Raw genomic sequence first — 18,583 nt, 5'->3', positions numbered from 1 at the left:
CCGATTGTTTGCGCCTTTAAGGCTTGGTTATGTTAATTCAGTAACAATTTGGTCTGGGGCTAAAACCAATTGCGCCCATTTTTTTAATATGCTTTTAGCGTTATTAGTTTGTTTGATACGTTTTGCATTATTACCTAATTTGCTTTTCAATTCGGTATTATTATCCAAACGGATGATCGCGTCAGCAAATGCTGTAATATTTCCGGCTTCAACTAACAGGCCATTATGTTCATGTTTTATAATTTCGGCAGGGCCAAAATCACAATCCATAGCAACGCACGGACAACCAAAACTCATTGCTTCAATAAGTGCGTTTGGGTAACCCTCATTTCTGGATGGTAACACAAACAATTCTGCCTGGTTGTAATAATCCTGAAGGTTAGTTTTTGTGCCTGGCATAAACACCCTGCTTCCTAAACCTAAGTTTTCGACCTGAGAAAGTAGAGTAGCCCGCTCTTCTCCTTCTCCGATTATTAACAGATCTGTGTTGTCGAGCTTTGCTGATCCATAGGCAGAAATAAGCTGATCGAAACCCTTTACATAAGCGAGCCTGCCTACCCCGAGTATAAATTTTCGGGAATGAACTTTGTTTAATGAGAGTCTGTCGAATTGCGATACCGCATTCTCGATCAGGTGTATATTGTTAAGCTTTTTAAAAGCTTTGTTCTCTTTGAGGCACCCTCCAATTCCCCGGGCACTTACCACAACCGCCGCCGCTCGTTTATATATCAATGCGGCCAGATTTCGACTAAAGTTATTTAGTTGATTGATGCTGCGATCGGGCGATGTTCTTTCAGACACGATATATGGTGTATTTGCAATATTACAGGTAACACCCGTCCATAAGTTTGCCGATGTGATAAAAGAGATTACACAAACGGGCTTTTCTTTAAGGATGATAAACAGTAATTTGAAAAATGTTTGAATTATGTAATAAAGCCTGTAAAGTATAAGATCGCTTTTCCTATCAAGCAGGTGATACACTTTCAACTCTTTATTAATGGAATATGCCGGCAAACTCTTATTTAACGAAATAATTACAGGTTTACAAACCAATTTACCAAATTGATTTGCCAGATTGATCAGTACCTTTTCGGCTCCTCCGCCGTTTAGTGAAGGGATGACAAAACATATTTTTGGCTTATTGTTAGAAGCGGAAGTCATTTTCATTAATGATCAGGTATGATTTAAAGGCTTAAACATTTCCCTTAATGGGTCTTATTTATAGCGAGCCGTTAACTTTAACTATTTTTGACCTCATGCGCGATATTGATTGGGATGGCTCAAGTTTACTTGTGCAGCGAATTTCAGGAGCCTTATTTATTTCGAAATTTTGCCCTCTTAATAATAACCGGCATATCATATCCAGATCAGACACTGTTAAGGTGTGATATAAAGGGAGACACAATATCCTGCTTGCTACTAATTCACAAACAGGCATTTCTACATTTTCAACGTATGGCAATTTCGCCAATGAAGGATAAAAATATCGCCGGCAATATATCTGGGCCATTTCCAGGTTAGCTTTGGCTTGTTGCATTAAGCTTTCGCTTTTAAATAATATAGGGAAGTAAGCGTAATTATAATCCTCATTGTTCTGGATTTTTTGAAATTTCACATCAAGATTGACCAGCCGATTTAAATATTGCTCTGATAAATATTTACGCATTTTTAGTATATCATTCACATGGTTCAGGTTACACAAACCCATTGCGGCATGAAATTCACAGTTTTTGGCATTTATACCCTGCTCAGAAAAAGTATCAACTCCCGAATAACCAAAATTACGCATCAGGGCCATTTTCTTTAACAGATCGGGATCTTTGGTAAAAACTGCCCCTCCCTCAATTGTATGAAACAGTTTTGTAGAGTGAAAGCTTGTTGTACTGATATCACCATATTCAAATATCGATCTGTTTTTATATTGTGTGCCAAAACAATGTGCTGCATCATATATAATCTTCAAATTGTATTTATCAGCAATTTGCTGTATAGTATCAATAGCGCAGGGATTCCCATAAACATGAGTCGCCAATATAGCCGATGTTTTTGGGGTAATAGCATATTCAATTTTATACGGGTCAATATTAAACGACTCAGGATCAATATCAACAAATACCGGTTTGCACCCCTGCCAAACAATACTGCTTGTAGTAGCAACAAACGAGAATGGTGTTGTAATTATTTCGCCTGATAAATTCAGGGCCTTAATTGCCAGTTGCAGGGCCACCGTTCCGTTCGAAACAAATAGTAAATGATTTATTCCAAGGTATTCCTTTAACTTTAGTTCGAGAGTGTTTACCAATGGGCCATTATTAGTTAGCCATTGCCGCTGCCAAATACTTTTAACATAACTTTTAAATTCTTTTTCGGCGGGGAGAAAGGGTTTGGTTACAGGTATCATCTTTTTAAAATTAATTGGTTAAAATCGCTCAGTGCCTGTAGTTTAATAATTAAGCCGGATGCAAAGTAAAGCACTGCGTAACTTGCACCTGTTAGTATAATCAGCGGCAGATCGGGTATTAACAAGTTGGTTAGAATAAGGTTGAACAAGAAGCATAAAGCACCTATTGCACCGGCCAATAATAGTATTGGCAAAATATCTGCAATTTGTTCTTTGATTGGATAAGAAATAAGCTTGCCGCTGTATATTGAATTAATATAATATGCAACAAAATTGAAGGCCAATTGAAAATAGAGCAATCCGTAAATACCAAATTGTATAAAGCTTAAAATACCTATTACACTAAGAATTTTTTTAACTACCTCTAACCTGAGGAATAAAGCACTTTTACCCAGTACCTTTAACACATTCAGATTATATGAGTGTAAAGGATACATGATGCCACTTATACACAAAATTTGAAAGTATGGAACAGCCGGCAGCCACTTATCAGTTAATAAAAGGTGAAACAAGGGCCTGGCAATTACACATAAAAATATAAGTGAAGGTGCATTCCAGAAAAGCACTTGTTGCATCAATTTTTTATATACGCTTTTTAGTTTAACAACGTCGTCCGAAATCTCGGCAAACATGGGATATGTAGCTTTATTAATTGCTGCAGAGATATTGCCTATAGGTAACTGGCTTACGGCATCGGCGCGAGAATAAAAACCAAGCTGCGATGCAGAAAAATATTTGCCTATAATAATGAGGTATAGGTTTTGATAAACAGTATCCAGTATACCGGATAATGTCATTTTGTAGCCGAAATTAAGGTGATTTTTAAAACATTTTTTATCAAATATCAAAGCAGGCCTCCAATCTGATGTTATCCAATGCATTGCTGTTGATAAGAACGATGTACACAAACCCATCCATACCAGGCTCCAAACCCCATAACCCATTTTTGCAAGTACTATTCCTAATAAACCACCACCAATAGCCGCAGGTATCTGCATATTGGTTTGCTTTTTAAATTTCATTTCCTTTATAAGCAGCGTACTTTGCACACCAAAAAACGCATTGATAATCAGGATTATCCCATATACCCGAACAATGTTTTTTAATAGCGGCTGATTATAAAAATCAGCTATAAGGGGTGCTGTTAAAAACAGCAAAGCATATATCAGTGTGCTTCCGGCAAGGTTGAAATAAAATATGGTTGAATAATCGCGTTGATCAGCATCTGTTGTGCGTATAAGTGATGTGGTTAATCCGCTATCTAATAATGTATTGCCGATAGCGATAAAAAGCGATAACATCGCAATCAGGCCAAACTCGGCCGGATCAAGTATCCGGGCCAAAAAAATAGAGATGCAAAAACTAACAAGCTTTGAACTAACCTGCTGCCATAACGACCATAATAAGCCAGAAACAGCTTTTTCTTTTAAACTCATTTAATCGTTTATAGACGGGCATCAACAATGCTATCGGGTAAAAATGCCTTAAGGTCGTATAAAACCGTATTAGGTTTGCACAAACCCTTTAGGTCCATCTCTTTAAATTCGTTATGTGCAACGGCAAGCAAAATACCATCGTATGTGCGGGTTTTCGATTCGCCATTTTCGCAAATAATGCCGTAAGCTTTTTTTGCATGATCGGCATTGGCCCAAGGATCGTGGATATGGACTTTTACATTATATTCTTCTAACCTGCGTACAATATCAATTACACGGGTATTGCGTACATCGGGGCAATTTTCTTTGAATGTAAAACCAAGTACAAGCACCTCTGCATTAACAAGTGACGTACCTTTACAAGTCATTTTCTTAATAAACTGGTCGGCAACGTATGCGCCCATCGCATCGTTTATGCGCCGACCAGCCAGGATTATCTCGGGATGATAACCAACTTCCTGTGCTTTTTGAGCAAGATAATATGGGTCTACACCAATACAATGTCCGCCAACCAAGCCTGGTTTAAAATCAAGAAAATTCCATTTTGTTCCGGCGGCTTCCAGTACCTTATGCGTATCAATACCCATCTTATTAAATATCATAGCCAACTCGTTTACAAAAGCAATGTTTATATCCCGCTGGGCATTCTCAATTACTTTGGCTGCCTCAGCAACCTTTATCGAATCAGCTTTAAATGTCCCGGCGGTAATAACAGATCCATATAGCTGATCTACTATTTCGGCGGTTTCAGCGGTTGACCCAGATGTGATCTTACGTATATTGGCCACAGTATGCGTTTTATCGCCGGGATTTATTCTTTCAGGCGAGTAGCCAGCAAAAAAATCAATATTAAACCGCAGCTTAGATGCTCTTTCCAAAACAGGCATGCATTCATCCTCGGTAACTCCCGGATAAACGGTCGATTCATAGATCACGATATCGCCCTTTTTTAGAATCTTACCGATCAGTAAACTTGCATCGATTAACGGGCTCAGGTCCGGGCGATTATTTTTATCAACCGGTGTTGGTACAGTGATAATATAAATTGAACATTGCTTTAACGACTCAATCTCGGTTGTAAAAAAAAGCCCTTTAGTAGTTGTGCACACATACGTAATAACGTCCATCAATTCCGGCTCACTTATTTCCTTTGTATGGTCAAAACCATCTTTAAGCTGGTCTATCCTTTTGGGGTTGATGTCGTAACCAAATACTTTATATTTTTTCGCAAATTCTACCGCAAGTGGCAGACCAACATACCCCAGGCCTACAATTCCGATCTTTTGATTATAGTTTAACTTTTTCATTTTCTTGATTTACAGATTGAAGCATAACTTGTTGAAATGGGATACGGGTTACCAGGGCACAGTTGATCTTGTCTAAAATCATTAGTACGTTTTTACCGTTAACCTGTACCACCTGGCCTTTTTGATTAACAAAAACCCCGGCTTTTATTAATACATGATCTCCTACCGCTATATTTTGCAGATTAACCGCCTCAACATCTTTATAAAGGGCCAGGTTTATTTTTATATCTTCAATGGCTTTATCAGGTACTACAGCGGGCCTACCCATGAAGTACACATAATTAAGTACACCTAATGTGTACAATACAATAGCTTCTTCGCGTAAGCTAACCCTTACAAATACGTACGAGTTAAATAATGGCAGGCTTACACTTTTTTTCCGGTCGGCCCATTGATTTTGTACTTGCCGTAATGGGCAATAAGCCTCAATACCCCGCTCATTTAGCTGTTTTTCAACTTTCTTTTCCCATCTGGGTCTGGTGTATATTACCAGCCATTTTTTTTCATTAAAATTAATAACTGACCTTTTAATGGCATTCAATTGTGTTTCCATAAAATATTGGGTATTAGTAATGACGACGTTTGATTAAGACAATAGCTTCGCCATATCACTTACGTGATAATTTTAGCTACATTTTAAAAAATTGATCAAAAAAATGGCGGAGCCTGATGAAGAAAAATATTATTTAAGCTTTTTTATTCGGGAATTATAATTGGTAAGTATGGCCTTTTTATTCCTATTCAATTTATTGCATTGTTAAAGGATGTATCAACAGGAAATAATACTGAAAGCTTACTTTTTTATTAATTGGTACTATAAATTATTAACAGATCCGTTGGTTATTAAACACCAGAGGTGACTGAATAACCATACCTTCCATAAGTATATCCTGGGCGGTTCTCACTTTTTGCATCATTAAGAACAACCATCAGATTTTTTAATTTTTCATTCTCATGAATATCTCTAAGTATATCCAGTTGTTCGGTATTTGTATAATTGTAACGCACCAGATAAATGCTTAAGTCGGCATTTTTTGCCAGGCTAAAGGCATCTGCTACAGTGCCAATCGGCGACGTATCAACAATTATATAATCAAACTTCGGCCTTAATACGTCAAAGAGCTGATCTACCCTCTTGCTGGTAAGCAATTCTGCAGGATTTTCAGGCATTGAGCCGCAACCCATAACATATAGATTGTGTGCATTATCATAAGGTTGAATATTTAACTCTTCGGTATTGCCTTCCAAATAACTACTAATACCCTTTTGTTGAGAAAGCCCCATTTTTTTAAGCAGATCCGGGTTTCTCAGATCAAATTCCATAATTAATACTCTTTTATTAAGTAATGCAAGTGTTAGCCCCAGGTTTATGCTGAAGAATGTTTTTCCCTCACCTTTCATACACGAGGTTACAAGCATCACCTTATTTTGCAAATGATCATTTAAAAAACTAAGGTTTGTACGTATATACCTAAAAAGCTCTGTTATAGTTGACGTACCGCCATTTTGAATAGCGATGGGTTTTTTAAGGTCGCAATGAGTTAATTCGCCAAGTATTCTTATGCCATTAAGTTCTTTAAGGCCTGTTGTATCTTTAACTTTCGAATTAAATTTTTCGCCACCATATATCAGAAAGCCAGGTAAAATAAGTCCTAAAATACTTCCATATAAGTACATTAATGGTTGTTTTGGATATTCAGGATTAGTACTGTAAGCCGGCTTATCTACCAGTTGTGAGGTTGGTATTGTTGCAGATAAAGAAAGTGCAGTTTCCTCGCGTTTTTGCAAAAAGTATTGATAAAGATTTGTTTTAACGATCTGTTCTCTACTATGTTGCAACAACCCTCTTTCGAGTGCAGGTACCGATTGTATTCTGGATATATACCGGGCTGAGTTCTTTCTCAGTTGATTATTTTCAATTACGAAACCTTTTTTAATATTTTCAAGGTTCTCCATAATATTTAAACGTAACCCGGATATTTGGTCGCTAAGATTTTGAACAAGCGGATTACTCAAATTCGCGCTGTGCAACATCCTGTTTCTTTCAATCTGTAAATCATTAAACCGGCCTATTAATGTATTTAATACCGGATCTTTCAGCCCCATTGTACTTGGTACAACACTAAACTGATTATTGGTATTACTTAAATATGTCGAAATGGAATTTGCTATACCCAATTGAACTTCGGATGTCTCAAGTAGCTGACCATATTCAGCAGACTTAGTTAGATTGATCTGTGTACCGGCAGTTGCGTCAATAGTATAGTTTTGTTGCTTGTAGTTTTCCATGGCGCCTTCGGCTGCGGACAGATCCTGCTCCATGGCTTTCAAACGTTTATCTATAAATATGATGGTGTTAACGGCCATTATATTCTTTTTTTGAACGTTCTCAATATTGTAAGTATTGATAATGTTTGTCAGGATATCCACCCCCCGTGCAGGTACAGCATCATTTAAACTTAAAGTTATCGTATTAGATTCCTTTATAACCGGGTTGACTTTTAACAGGCCCGCGCTATATGACGCCGCCATTTTATTGAGATCGTTAAATCGAATATAAACGGGTTCATTATTGTTTGAAAAGGCCGACCCTTTATTTACAATAAATTTGTAGTCGGCATGCTGTATTGGATATCCATATTTGCATACCCATGTCTGGCTACCCTCTTTTAAAAGAAAAGTGCTATCAGACAAACTTACCAAGCTTAACTCTTTTAAATATGCAGTTTTTTTCAGCTGGTTTATAGAAAGCAAAAATGGAACTTCTTTGTTATATAACTCGCTGGTTTTAAGACCATTCTTCTTAAAATAACTGGTTTCCAGGTTTAACTTGCTCAAGGCATTATATATTAAATCTTTTGATCTCAGTATCTCTATTTCATTATCAGCGGTTTTAGTTTCCTGGAACATATTAAGGTCGCTAAATGCAGTCGATTTAAGGATACCATCACCTTTTTTGTCATCAAGTATGAGTAATGTACTGCTCACCTTGTATATTGGCGTAGCATTATCCAAATAAAACCATACTCCGGCCAGGCACAGAACAAGTGCTATTAAAAACCAATACCATTTTTTTAAGTATGGCATAATTTTTTCTTTAAAATTATCAGGGCGTGTTGCCGGATTTAAAACAAATTTGGTATTCATGGCTTTTAGTTTTAACATTTGTCAATAATTTGATTACTTAATTATTATCGTTTTAACACTACTGCTGCCAAAACTGCCAAGGCAGATATTGAGGCTATAATCAACGGCATTAATCGTGTATTCTGGCTATACTCAACAGCTTTCGACTTATCAGGCTCAACGTATACAATGTCATTTTGCTTCAGATAGAAATAAGGCGAATCAAATGAATCTTTGTTGTTAAGATTCAACCTTTTCAATGTTTTAGTACCTCCATCATTACGTATAACCAATACGTTATCTCTTTTGCCATATACGGTCATATCACCGGCCATACCAAGCGCTTCAAGTACATTTACTTTTTCATTTGTTATAATAAAGGTTGAAGGCTTATTTACTTCGCCTATTACCGTAATCTTAAAATTCACTATTTGAACATCCACTAATGGGTCCTTTACTTTTTTACTCAATTCGACGGTGATCGCTTTCTGAGCCTCTTCAATATTCATTCCTCCAATTTTAAAACCACCAATTATTGGGAGGTCTATCAAACCATCTTTATTTACCCTGTACCCATCAATTTTTGATGGTGCATATAGTGCATATAGTGCAGCGTTTTTATTTAAAAACAAATTATCAGATTCAGGATTAAGGCTGTGCATGGTAATATTAACCATGTCATTTGGCGCTATATGAACCTCCTGGTTTTTAGGATTAGCAACTGCCCCTACATTTGTCAGGTTACTAAAATATACAAGGTCTCTTCTTGATGCGCACCCGCTTGCAAACAATAGGGCCAAAGCGCAGCTGCAATAAAATGTTTTAATATTCATTGGTTTAAGGATAAAAGATGAGTGACTAAACATATTCATATGTCAAATGTATATGTTTGATTATCAATAAAATACAATTTGTGTAGATTGGAATTAAAATGTAAAAAGGGGGAATTTATTTACACTTAATGTAAAACAGGAAATCGGGGATTTTACAAATACTGTAAAAAACAATGTGCATAATAAAACTTTTGATTGCAAAAACAATAACGAAACAGGCAGAAGAAACAACCAGAAAAGCAGGCGAATACTTATTCAACCGTAACCGATTTGGCCAGGTTACGTGGCTGATCAACATTACAACCCCGCATTACAGCTATATGATATGCCAGCAATTGTAATGGTACCGTGGCTATCAATGGCAAAAAGGCCTCATCGGTATCAGGTATCTCAATATAATAGTCGGCCATTTCTTTCAGCTGTGTATCGCCTTCGGTAACGATAGCGATTATTTTTCCTTTACGGGCTTTAACCTCCTGGATATTACTGACTACTTTTTCGTACGACGAATTTTTAGTTGCAATAAAAACAACCGGCATTTCTTCATCAATTAGTGCAATGGGGCCGTGTTTCATTTCGGCAGCGGGATAGCCCTCTGCATGGATATAAGAAATCTCCTTTAATTTTAACGCGCCCTCGAGCGCTACCGGGAATCCGCTTCCCCGCCCTAAGAATAGGCAGTTTTTGGCATCTTTGATCTGAAAAGCAATATCCTTTATCAGCTCGTTTTTTGCCAAAACCCTTTGTATTTTATCCGGAATATTATTCAACTCAGTTAAAAGACCAGTTAATTCTGTTGGCTTGAGAATCCCTTTTTGCTGAGCAATATAAAAAGCAATAAGGGTTAAGACCGTTACTTGTGCGGTAAAGGCTTTTGTTGATGCTACACCGATCTCTGGCCCCACATGTGTATACACTCCGGCATGAGTGATCCTCGGAATTGATGCACCTACAACATTGCAAATACCAAAAATTGTTGCTCCCTTTTCTTTTGCGATTTCAATAGCAGCCATGGTGTCGGCTGTTTCGCCCGATTGCGAAATGGCAATAATCAGATCGCCTTTATTAATAATCGGATGACGGTATCTAAACTCAGAAGCGTATTCAACTTCAACCGGAACCTGTGCAAATTCTTCAATTAAATACTCCCCCGCTAAACCTGCATGCCACGAAGTGCCACAGGCAACAATAATGATCCGATCTATGTTTTTTAACTTTTCGGCATATTGTTTAATTCCACCCAATTCAACTTTTCCTTCTTTGGGATAGAGCCGGCCTCGCATGCAATCTGTTAAAGAGCGGGGTTGCTCAAATATTTCCTTTAGCATAAAGTGCTCAAAACCACCTTTTTCAAGCTCCTCCAGCTTTAGTTCAAGCTCTTGTATTAAAGGTGTTTGCACCACGTTATCGAGGTGTTTTATTAAAAGCCGGCTTCTTGTTATTAATGCTATTTCATTATCTTTTAAATAAATAACTTTTTTAACATACTCTACAATAGGTGTTGCATCCGAGGCTATGAAGTATTCGCCTACGCCAACACCTATAACCAGTGGGCTGCCCTTTCGTGCTGCAATTAACTGGTTGGGGTTTTCCCGGTCTAAAATCACAATGGCGTAAGCACCTATAACTTCGTTTAGCGCAAGCCTAACGGCCTCGACGAGGTCGGTTTGCGCAATGTTTTGTATCTCTTCTATTAAATGAATCAATACCTCTGTATCGGTATCACTATCAAACTGATGCCCACGACTTAAAAGATCTTCTTTTATTGTGGCATAATTCTCAACTATGCCATTGTGAATAATGTGCAGACGTTTGTCGTTCGAAGAATGCGGATGCGAATTATAGTCGGATGGTTGGCCATGCGTTGCCCATCGGGTATGTCCTATTGCTATTTTACCACTTTTGTCTTTACCCTCGGCGAAGTGTTCAAGTGCTGTAACCTTTCCGGCTTTTTTATAAACGTTAAAACCGAAATTGTTTATAATTGCAATACCGGCGCTGTCATAGCCTCTGTATTCCAGCCGGTTCAGTCCCTTAATTACTATTGGCCATGCATCGCGATAACCAATATAACCTACAATTCCACACATAAAATCTGATTCAATAATTAATTAAAAAACCTAAAATCATTTAGCATGATAAAAAAGATTACCATTTGATTTTTAAAACCAAGCGATTGCTACTGTTAAAATTTACTTGAATAAGGAGCAGTTTTAATTAGGCTTGTAAAAACGCTGCTGCTCTCATAACTGATGTGGATGAGTTTACTTTGAATTAACCTTGCCCGGGCAGGTACATCCTTTTTTCAATCGGCTGATAATATTCATTCAGATTTTCAGGTATCCTGGCATTATAACCTAAAACTTGCCTCAAATTCTCATCCAACCCCTCACCAAAAGCATAGCCCAGGGCCCTTGGATAATCAAGTTGTGGTTTAAAAAACGGCCGGGTAAAGGCCATGGTTAAAGCTCGTCTTGGACTTTCCGTATTGTTCTTGCCTGCTGCATGCCATAAATTCGCATCAAAGGCTATAATACTGCCTTTTTTAACTACAGCACGATCTGCATTGTTGTAAAAGAAATCATCATCCGGCTTTTCTTCTTGCGTATGTGAGCCCGACAAAAAATGAGTAGCACCGTTATCAAGTGTAAAATCGTCAAGAATAATCATGAGTTGAATCATTAACTTAAAATCGCCTGTAAAGCTCCTGATATCGCGGTGTACATTTTGAACATATCTGCCTGTATTTTTTACGTTTATTACTGCGCCCAGCGAATTTAAAATATAGTTACCCTTTAAAAAATGCCTGATCTGATCTGCACAATACCTTTGTTTAAGAAACTTCAAGGTAAATGTATCCTTTTCAACCAGGTGATGAAGAGTCCCATCCATATTGGCAGCTATTCCGTTATTTATTTGAATTTTGCGCCTTACTTCATAAAGTTTCGCCAACGAATCGGTTATTTCCTTCAAAAAATCAGCATCAACAGCATCTTCATAAATGATCCAGCCATGATCGCTAATAACCTGCTCAAAAGTGGCCAGGTCAGCCTCCGAATAGTTAAATTTATTTTCCATGTTACTGAATTTTATTAGCGTGGTTAATTGACTACTGTTTCGATGTTTGAAATGTATGGCTGTGTATTTCTTTTTGGTTGCCGATATAAAGGGAAATATGCGGATTCCGGGTCTATCTCAATTCCAGCTTTTGCAACCATATTATTATAAGCTGCATGGTCATTAATGTAACACCAGATGCGGTCTTTCACCTGTAAATCTGAAAAATATCTTTTGAACGTAAAGAGTGAATCCTGTTTACCACCTACTCCACCTCCGAGATGAAATATCTTCTTACCCAGCCTTCTGCCAATCATGCTTATCTCATCTGTTAGCAGTTTACTTGGCGACTCTTTTAAATAGTCGGGAGATGTTGCTGAAAGATGATTTCTGATAATATTGCCAGACGACAGAACAATGGCTCCGCAAATAAGCTCTGTTCCGTTATAGATAAGAAGCAGCTTATTATCATACCCTTCCAGATCAAGTATATCCGTAAAGTATTGTTCACTAAGGTAATAGCGTGAAGAGGCATTTAAACGATCCATATTTTTGTGATAGATATCAATAAAAGCTTTAATCTCATTCAAATCAGTGGCCTCTTTAATTACATATCCTTGCTCCCGCAATTTTCTTATTTGCCTGAAAAGCCTTTTATCATACTTTTTTTGTTGATCTTCAACAGAAACAGTAAGGTCCATATACAGTGTTGTGCCATTTTCCTGCACACCACCTAAGCTTTCCAATAGGTGGTGCTGTCCAATAAAGGGATGAAGCCTTGAAAATATACAAACAGCATTCTCATCTTTCATAAATTTCATAAACGCGGCTTTAAAATTGGCCATTGTTCGTTTTGACACATTGACAAGATCCATATTTGATATTGGACCACAGTAACCATATACTGAGGTCATATCACAATATGCAGACTTTTCAATTTTCCTTTTTATAACCGGCAAAGCAATAAACAGATCATTTTCCTGATGTACGAATAATAGCGACTCGCCCTCGTCATTTAAAGAATGATACATCCATGAATGAAATATATCGTGAAAAACTGACTTGCTTACATAACTATCCCACTCTTTTCTGTTTTTAATTGCAAAATTATGATAACCCATAAAGTTTAGTTTAAATAGTATTTAATAACGCGTTTAGTAATTAAATTTGATATAAAAATTAGTTCATCCGGAAGTAAACAAGTTCTGGTTATTACTGTACTGTACCATGCACACGTTGGTACACCCTGGTACACCCAAAATTGCCTTTACGAAAATTAAGATGCTGACAGAGGGTTAAAAAGGTATTTAAGTGTATTATAAGCCTTGCGTATCCTAAATCGGCGCAGTTCAAATAAAATATCTCTTTTCAGGTAGAGTAATAATAATTTTCTTTTTTGGGGCCATTTGTAGCTAAAATGTCTGATGATAAGATTAAAATCACTTATCACCATCTCTTTCCGCGCATCAGTTTTAACCATGCTCCATATACCGCCAACATGATTCCGGTAACAGCTCATCACTTCGGGCATCACATATATTTTAAGACCGGTACTGTATGTCGCAAATATCTTCAACAGTTTATCTACAGCAAAGACATTAAAGTACCACGGCTTATAAAACACCTGATTCACCTCCGGAATATTACGATATACTACTGTAGCTGTTTTTGTTTCTGTTTGTTTGCCTGTTAATAAATCGTGATAGGTGTGTACCAATGGTACAGGGTTGGGGTCAACATGCAAAGTATTATAATCTGTATCAATTACCCGTGTATAGTGGCAGCATATAACATACCCAGGGTTTTGTTCTAAAAAATCAACTTGTTTTTGTAGTTTGTATGGGTCTGTCCAGAAGTCGTCACCATCGCAAAGCGCAATATATTTCCCTACACAAGCTTCAACTATATTCCGCATATTCTCATGAGCGCCAACATTCTTATTTCCTGAAGTCAACTTTATCTTATCCGGATATTTTTCTTTATACTCCTTTATCACGTCTGCCGCTCCATCGGTAGAGCAATCATCGCCAATAACAATTTCGAACGGAAAATTTGTTTTCTGCATTAAAAAGCCTTCAATTGATTGGGCTATAAATTGTTTATGATTATATGTGATACAACATACACTTACTATCACATCATTCTTTGTTACCATACTTTTTTTAGTTTTTGTGATTTCGGGTTCAATTTCATAAAATGAGTACCTTATATTCAACTCCGACGGTTGTTAGGGCTTAAACCAATAACCTTATTTTTAACAGTTTGCAGCAGGTTGTTTTTGTCGGGAGGGGGCAATTATTAAAATAAAAATACGATGCCGGTCATTAGGGAATGGCCGAACGTAGCTTCGCTCCCCCAGTTACATTGTTGTGTTTTCTTACTGTTGACAGATGAACATTTGTGGTACTGATATTTATCGTTGTTCATCATATCAAAAACAAATTGATGATATTGCTTTTGACATATCAAATATAATATCTTGATACACAATATATCAAAACATTATGCGAGTTGCACTTAACTTGTAATGCACCGTTGATTCTTTACGTTTATTGTGCATATATATTTACAAAAGCTGTAAAAAAAAGTTTTATTATAACACAAACCCGAATAATATTTCCTGAAAGTTGGCAAAAAAACCGGCAATTATTTGATCTGCCGGCTCGGTTATGATTTTAATGTTGATAAATCGGTAAGGAATAAACCTATTTAATTTGATCAATAAAGTGGAGGGTAGCTTAACTATACCAGGGTCTTTAATTAACGCTAATTATCTAATGATAAATGGGGATTTGACTAAAAGTTAAAAGCCTGTAAACTATTAATTTACAGGCTTTTGCTTGTTTTTTATGACTTTAGTTGGAAGATCATTATTAACAACAAATATTACCACGGACTTTCCTTATCAACCGTATCCATATCATTACTAAAGTATTTACCGGTTGGGCCATCGGCACCAATAGTTGCGTATTTGACAATTATAGCTGCTGCATCATTAACATTGCCGGTGCCGCGGTGTTGGTTAAAGTCGGTTGCTGTAAAGCCCGGGTCAACTACATTTATTTTAAATGCGGTATCCTTTAGTTCAAAAGCTAACGCGATAGTATAAGCATTTAATGCAGTTTTTGAAGGCCCGTATGCCCCACCTTTAAAATTATAATACTTCCATGATGGATCGCTATGTAAGGTTAACGAAGCCAGACCGGAGGTTACATTTACAATCCGCGGGCTATCAGATTTTTTCAACAGATCAAGAAAAACCTGCGTAACTTCTATAGTCCCGAAAAAGTTGGTATCGAATACTTTCTTAATAGTTGTAGTATCCAAACTGCTTGGCGGTTGTGGGAAACCACCACTTATGCCGGCGTTATTAATAAGCACATCTAATGAATTTAGCTTCTTCCCTATTTCTTCGCGCGCTTGCTTAACAGATGCCGGGTTGCTGATATCTATTTGTATAGCTTCTATATTGTCCAACCCTTCAGCTTTAAGTTTTGCTACTGCCTGTTCACCATTTTCTATATCACGGCTGCCTAAATAAACATAATAACCGGCTTTCGCCAATTGTCGCGCGGTTTCAAAACCTATGCTTTTGTTGGCTCCTGTAATTAATACTGTTTTCATAATAGTTGATGTAATGTCTTAAAAGCTTTAACAACTTTAAAAGTTGTTAAAGCTAACAATAAGTGCTATGTCGTCACAGACAACGGGAAAAAATCCTATTTTTGCACCTTTAATAAAATATCGTTACACAACATGAGTATTGCACTATCCGAACAGGAAATTATACGCCGCGAATCTTTACAACAATTACGTGCTTTAGGCATTAACCCCTATCCTGCCGAAGAGTTTAAAGTTACCGCGCAGGCACAAGATATTACCGATAATTTTGAAGCACATCCTGATACTTATAAAAATGTAACTATTGCAGGCCGTATCATGAACCGCCGCATAATGGGCAGCGCATCATTTGCCGAATTGCAGGATAGTACCGGCCGTATACAGATATACTTAAAACGTGATGATATTTGTCCTGATGAGGACAAAACCCTATATAATACGGTATTTAAAAAACTATTAGATATTGGCGATTACGTAGGCGTTAAAGGCTACGTTTTTTTAACCCAAACCGGCGAAATATCTGTACACGTACAGGAATTAACCATCCTGGCTAAATCACTAAAACCACTACCTGTTGTTAAACGTGATGAAGAAGGAAACATTCACGATGGCTTTACCGATCCGGAAACACGTTACCGCCAGCGGTATGTAGATTTAACAGTTAACCCGGAGTTTAAACAGATATTTATTAAACGCTCTAAAGTGATAAGCGCTATGCGCAATTACTTTAATAAACAGGGATGGCTGGAGGTAGAAACACCCATACTGCAACCTGTACATGGTGGCGCGGCGGCGCGGCCTTTTGCTACACATCATAATACGCTGGATATGCCATTGTTTTTGCGCATAGCTAACGAACTTTATTTAAAGCGCTTAATTGTAGCCGGGTTTGATGGTGTTTATGAATTTGGTAAAATGTTCCGTAACGAGGGCATGGACCGCACGCATAACCCCGAGTTTACCGCTATGGAAATATATGTAGCCTATAAAGATTATATATGGATGATGGAGATGGTAGAGAATTGCCTGGAGGAAGTAACCCGTGCAGTACACGGTATTGCAGCAGTACAGGTTGGCCCCAATGAAATAAACTTTGCAGGGCCATATACCCGATTATCCATGTACGATTCTATTCTGAAATACACAGGTATCGATGTATCGGCAATGGATGAAGCAGGCTTACGCGAAACTTGTGCCAACCTGAAAATTGAGGTTGATGCTTCAATGGGTAAAGGCAAGTTAATAGACGAGATATTTAGCGCGAAAGTGGAAGCTAATCTGATACAACCAACCTATATAACCGACTACCCTATAGAGATGACCCCGCTTGCCAAAAAGCACCGCACAAAGGATGGCCTGGTTGAGCGTTTTGAACTGTTTGTAAATGGCAAGGAAATAGCCAATGCCTATTCTGAGTTAAATGACCCTATAGATCAGCGCGAGCGTTTAGAGGAGCAGTTAGTTTTAGCCGGCCGTGGTGATGATGAAGCAATGGCGATGGATGATGATTTTTTACGCGCGTTGGAGTACGGGATGCCGCCAACATCAGGTTTGGGCATTGGTATAGACCGTTTAGTAATGCTATTAACCAACCAAAGCACTATACAGGAAGTGCTGTTCTTCCCGCAAATGCGGCCGGAGAAAAAAGTTAAAGTTGCTACTGCCGATGACTTTATAAATATAGGCGTACCCGCCGAATGGGTACAAGTACTAAATAAAATGGGCTTTAATACGGTTGAGGAATTGAAAGCTGCAAACCCCAACAAGGTGTTTAATGATTTGGGCGGAATGCGTAAAAAATTAAAGCTGGAAATTACTATGCCTGATAAGGAATTAGTGATGGGCTGGTTTGAATAAGAGGTACATAACACCGGTTTATAGGTATTGTAACATTATCAACACCTGTTATTAACAATTCTTTAATATAATAATAAAACTGCGGAAACTTTGGCACTGAATGTGTTAGTTACATTTACATACACATTTTTATGCAAAAAGTTATGACTAATTCCATATTAGAAATCACAGACAGCGAATACTTAATTAAGCTAAACAGATCAAGTTTTAACTTGTCTTTTATCAGGAGCTTATTAAAGATGGTTGAAGTGGCTGATCCGTACGAAGAAAACACCGGAACCCCCGACAGGAATATTTCCTACAATCAAAATCACTTGTCTGAACCTGATTATTTCAGTTCGATAGAAGATAAATAGCCTTTAAAAGTTATTTATTTAAATTAAAACTGCTGGCGATACCCGCCCTTAATTACCTGTTTATCCATCTGCGCCATTTGCTGTTTCATCATTTTTATCTGGTCTGTCAGCAATTTATTCTTATCATCTTTACCAGCTTCCGATAGATACATCTGTGCCTCGCGCTTATTGCGCTTAGCCATCGCTATGCCTGCAAGGCTCAGTTTAGCTAAAGCTGTATTGTGCGACATGCTCATACCTAAAGACAGCGCCTTTTTAAAATATTTTTCTGATTTTAATGGTGACTTGCGCGATTCTATTAAGCCTATCAGCAGGTTATAATATCCATGCTGGTTTTTATGCAATTGCTTTTCGTAGTTGGTTATTTTCAATAACCACGCTTCAGATTTTTCTGACTTTTCTTTCCGCAAAAAATACTGGGCAATGATCATGTTCTCGTTAAAGAAAAAAGACAGCAGGAATATCCCACCCAGTAGTAACACTAATATTCCCCACCCCCAAAAACCAAAGACACAAAGTGCAACCGCGGCACCAAAAAAAACACAGGCTACGATAAGCCGAACTATATTTGACATAATTTTTTTAT

General features: G+C 37.6%; 16 protein-coding genes. 2 read left to right on the top strand and 14 right to left on the bottom strand.

Going from position 1 to position 18,583, the window contains the following annotated elements:
* Positions 1–27 precede the first annotated feature (27 nt).
* From JWR23_RS06430 to JWR23_RS06375, 13 genes are all read right to left on the bottom strand, one after another.
* Positions 28–1,170: a glycosyltransferase gene (locus tag JWR23_RS06430; RefSeq protein WP_299514409.1), complete on the bottom strand. Its 1,143-nt coding sequence runs from the start codon at positions 1,168–1,170 to the stop codon at positions 28–30.
* A 52-nt stretch (positions 1,171–1,222) separates the two neighbouring features.
* Entirely contained in the window at positions 1,223–2,404 is a 1,182-nt protein-coding gene (locus tag JWR23_RS06425) for a DegT/DnrJ/EryC1/StrS aminotransferase family protein (protein ID WP_299514406.1), read from the bottom strand.
* Positions 2,401–3,840, bottom strand: a complete 1,440-nt coding sequence (locus JWR23_RS06420; protein WP_299514403.1) for a lipopolysaccharide biosynthesis protein — start codon at positions 3,838–3,840, stop codon at positions 2,401–2,403. The genes JWR23_RS06425 and JWR23_RS06420 overlap by 4 nt, the downstream gene beginning before the upstream one ends.
* Before the next feature lie 8 nt (positions 3,841–3,848).
* Entirely contained in the window at positions 3,849–5,147 is a 1,299-nt protein-coding gene (locus tag JWR23_RS06415) for a nucleotide sugar dehydrogenase (protein WP_299514400.1), read from the bottom strand.
* Positions 5,128–5,700, bottom strand: coding sequence for a UpxY family transcription antiterminator (locus JWR23_RS06410; RefSeq protein ID WP_299514397.1), 573 nt, complete (start codon positions 5,698–5,700; stop codon positions 5,128–5,130). The genes JWR23_RS06415 and JWR23_RS06410 overlap by 20 nt, the downstream gene beginning before the upstream one ends.
* A 290-nt stretch (positions 5,701–5,990) precedes the next feature.
* Entirely contained in the window at positions 5,991–8,294 is a 2,304-nt protein-coding gene (locus tag JWR23_RS06405; protein ID WP_299514394.1) for a polysaccharide biosynthesis tyrosine autokinase, read from the bottom strand.
* A gap of 44 nt (positions 8,295–8,338) precedes the next feature.
* Positions 8,339–9,106 carry a polysaccharide biosynthesis/export family protein gene (locus JWR23_RS06400; RefSeq protein ID WP_299514391.1) on the bottom strand — a complete coding sequence of 256 codons (768 nt, stop codon included), beginning with the start codon at positions 9,104–9,106 and terminating at the stop codon, positions 8,339–8,341.
* A 115-nt stretch (positions 9,107–9,221) separates the two neighbouring features.
* The gene (locus tag JWR23_RS17745) at positions 9,222–9,404 is read right to left on the bottom strand and encodes a hypothetical protein (RefSeq protein WP_367277519.1); all 183 of its coding nucleotides are present in this window, start codon (positions 9,402–9,404) and stop codon (positions 9,222–9,224) included.
* Positions 9,358–11,196: a glutamine--fructose-6-phosphate transaminase (isomerizing) gene (gene glmS, locus JWR23_RS06395; protein ID WP_299514388.1), complete on the bottom strand. Its 1,839-nt coding sequence runs from the start codon at positions 11,194–11,196 to the stop codon at positions 9,358–9,360. The genes JWR23_RS17745 and glmS overlap by 47 nt, the downstream gene beginning before the upstream one ends.
* Positions 11,197–11,380: 184 nt before the next feature.
* Positions 11,381–12,184 carry a phytanoyl-CoA dioxygenase family protein gene (locus tag JWR23_RS06390; RefSeq protein WP_299514385.1) on the bottom strand — a complete coding sequence of 268 codons (804 nt, stop codon included), beginning with the start codon at positions 12,182–12,184 and terminating at the stop codon, positions 11,381–11,383.
* Positions 12,185–12,207: 23 nt separating this feature from the next.
* The gene (locus tag JWR23_RS06385; RefSeq protein WP_299514382.1) at positions 12,208–13,284 is read right to left on the bottom strand and encodes a GNAT family N-acetyltransferase; all 1,077 of its coding nucleotides are present in this window, start codon (positions 13,282–13,284) and stop codon (positions 12,208–12,210) included.
* Between the two features lie 155 nt (positions 13,285–13,439).
* Positions 13,440–14,318, bottom strand: coding sequence for a glycosyltransferase family 2 protein (locus JWR23_RS06380; RefSeq protein WP_299514379.1), 879 nt, complete (start codon positions 14,316–14,318; stop codon positions 13,440–13,442).
* A gap of 731 nt (positions 14,319–15,049) precedes the next feature.
* Positions 15,050–15,787 carry an SDR family oxidoreductase gene (locus JWR23_RS06375; RefSeq protein WP_299514377.1) on the bottom strand — a complete coding sequence of 246 codons (738 nt, stop codon included), beginning with the start codon at positions 15,785–15,787 and terminating at the stop codon, positions 15,050–15,052.
* Positions 15,788–15,919: 132 nt separating this feature from the next.
* Between JWR23_RS06375 and lysS the strand changes: the two genes are divergently transcribed.
* Both lysS and JWR23_RS06365 read left to right on the top strand, forming a co-directional pair.
* Positions 15,920–17,641 (top strand): lysine--tRNA ligase, encoded by a 1,722-nt coding sequence (lysS, locus tag JWR23_RS06370; RefSeq protein WP_299514374.1) that lies wholly within the window; start codon positions 15,920–15,922, stop codon positions 17,639–17,641.
* Between the two features lie 143 nt (positions 17,642–17,784).
* Entirely contained in the window at positions 17,785–17,997 is a 213-nt protein-coding gene (locus JWR23_RS06365; RefSeq protein WP_299514371.1) for a hypothetical protein, read from the top strand.
* A 23-nt stretch (positions 17,998–18,020) separates the two neighbouring features.
* On the opposite strand, the gene JWR23_RS06360 is transcribed toward JWR23_RS06365, so the two are convergent.
* Entirely contained in the window at positions 18,021–18,572 is a 552-nt protein-coding gene (locus JWR23_RS06360; RefSeq protein ID WP_299514369.1) for a DUF2892 domain-containing protein, read from the bottom strand.
* Between the last annotated feature and the right edge of the window lie 11 nt (positions 18,573–18,583).

Origin of the sequence: Mucilaginibacter sp. (genome assembly GCF_028288205.1) — a bacterium.
Classification (GTDB): domain Bacteria; phylum Bacteroidota; class Bacteroidia; order Sphingobacteriales; family Sphingobacteriaceae; genus Mucilaginibacter.
This window is presented reverse-complemented; position numbering and strand designations above follow the sequence as displayed.

Coding starts and splice junctions, on each gene's coding strand:
- JWR23_RS06430 (WP_299514409.1), bottom strand. CDS start 1,170: ATGAAAATGACTTCCGCTTCTAACAATAAGCCAAAAATATGTTTTGTC.
- JWR23_RS06425 (WP_299514406.1), bottom strand. CDS start 2,404: ATGATACCTGTAACCAAACCCTTTCTCCCCGCCGAAAAAGAATTTAAA.
- JWR23_RS06420 (WP_299514403.1), bottom strand. CDS start 3,840: ATGAGTTTAAAAGAAAAAGCTGTTTCTGGCTTATTATGGTCGTTATGG.
- JWR23_RS06415 (WP_299514400.1), bottom strand. CDS start 5,147: ATGAAAAAGTTAAACTATAATCAAAAGATCGGAATTGTAGGCCTGGGG.
- JWR23_RS06410 (WP_299514397.1), bottom strand. CDS start 5,700: ATGGAAACACAATTGAATGCCATTAAAAGGTCAGTTATTAATTTTAAT.
- JWR23_RS06405 (WP_299514394.1), bottom strand. CDS start 8,294: ATGAATACCAAATTTGTTTTAAATCCGGCAACACGCCCTGATAATTTT.
- JWR23_RS06400 (WP_299514391.1), bottom strand. CDS start 9,106: ATGAATATTAAAACATTTTATTGCAGCTGCGCTTTGGCCCTATTGTTT.
- JWR23_RS17745 (WP_367277519.1), bottom strand. CDS start 9,404: ATGTTGATCAGCCACGTAACCTGGCCAAATCGGTTACGGTTGAATAAG.
- glmS (WP_299514388.1), bottom strand. CDS start 11,196: ATGTGTGGAATTGTAGGTTATATTGGTTATCGCGATGCATGGCCAATA.
- JWR23_RS06390 (WP_299514385.1), bottom strand. CDS start 12,184: ATGGAAAATAAATTTAACTATTCGGAGGCTGACCTGGCCACTTTTGAG.
- JWR23_RS06385 (WP_299514382.1), bottom strand. CDS start 13,284: ATGGGTTATCATAATTTTGCAATTAAAAACAGAAAAGAGTGGGATAGT.
- JWR23_RS06380 (WP_299514379.1), bottom strand. CDS start 14,318: ATGGTAACAAAGAATGATGTGATAGTAAGTGTATGTTGTATCACATAT.
- JWR23_RS06375 (WP_299514377.1), bottom strand. CDS start 15,787: ATGAAAACAGTATTAATTACAGGAGCCAACAAAAGCATAGGTTTTGAA.
- lysS (WP_299514374.1), top strand. CDS start 15,920: ATGAGTATTGCACTATCCGAACAGGAAATTATACGCCGCGAATCTTTA.
- JWR23_RS06365 (WP_299514371.1), top strand. CDS start 17,785: ATGACTAATTCCATATTAGAAATCACAGACAGCGAATACTTAATTAAG.
- JWR23_RS06360 (WP_299514369.1), bottom strand. CDS start 18,572: ATGTCAAATATAGTTCGGCTTATCGTAGCCTGTGTTTTTTTTGGTGCC.